Origin of the sequence: Cupriavidus sp. SK-4 (genome assembly GCF_000611125.1) — a bacterium.
Classification (GTDB): domain Bacteria; phylum Pseudomonadota; class Gammaproteobacteria; order Burkholderiales; family Burkholderiaceae; genus Cupriavidus; species Cupriavidus necator.
In genome coordinates this window covers 1-945 of record NZ_JFJW01000014.1, presented here as the reverse complement: position 1 = coordinate 945, position 945 = coordinate 1, and the positions used below count along the sequence as shown (strand labels likewise).

1 protein-coding gene is annotated in these 945 nt (G+C 65.8%); it reads right to left on the bottom strand.

Annotated features, from left to right (window positions below; genetic code table 11):
• Positions 1-945 (bottom strand): TrbI/VirB10 family protein (locus tag CF68_RS02920; RefSeq protein WP_035815917.1); only part of this gene is annotated, 945 nt, incomplete at both ends.

The window sequence follows — 945 nt, the reverse complement described above, 5'->3', positions numbered from 1 at the left end:
CCCCCGATTGAAGAACAGCGGCTGGTATGGCCGCAGCACCAGATCCCGATTGACGATAACGCGGACCGGCAACCCCGGCCGCTCCGTCAACGTAGGCTGTATGTTGAGATTGCGCCGGGTCATTTCCTGCCCGACCTGGTTCACGCTGTCCTGCAGGCTGCCGCGCCCTGCGACAATGACACGATCGCCGTTCTGGCGGTTCCCCGGCGCTGCCAGCTCGGCGCCGACATCCAGCAGGGTTGTCAGCGCCGCACCGGCAAAGATCCGATCCCAATGCCAGTCGACGCCATCCTCCAGACCGGCATAGCCGGCCGGATCAGTGCCGGCTAGGTTGTCCAGCGTCAGCGAAGACGTGTCCGGCAGGATGATGCGGTTCCACACCACCTGAACCCGGCGCTGTCCATAGCTCACCTGGCTGTTGTAGCGGCCAAGCATGCGTGAACCCTGAGGAATCAGCAGATGACGACCTGTCGCGGTGTCGTATACCGGTTCCGTCACGGTTGCGATGATGTCGCCGGGCAAATCCGATTTGATGCCCGTCACCAGCGCGCCGGCAATGACCGTTCCAGCCATCAGCTGATACGGTGAGGCCGGCATCTGTAGCCTCCTGGCACTTCGGGTTTCCGTCGCGCCGGATTTCAGGAAGGCCTCCTTCTGGTCTTGCTGGCTCCGCACGACGGTCGGGTCGGCGGGCTGTGCCGCGCTGGAGGACGGCACAGCGACCAGCGGATCGAAGCCGGCCAAGCCGGACGCCGAGCCGTTCGCGGCCAACTGCGCTGGCGCGGCGGCACTGTGCTGGTTACCCGACTGGAAGAACACCGACGAAGCCACCGCTGCTTCCGCCTCCTTGCTCAGCGCGTCGCGCTCGGCCGCCGCCGGGTCTTGGCCGGGAGCGGAGTAGCTGGCAACCGCTGGCTGCTGCGATTTGACGATGGCGGGCCCCAG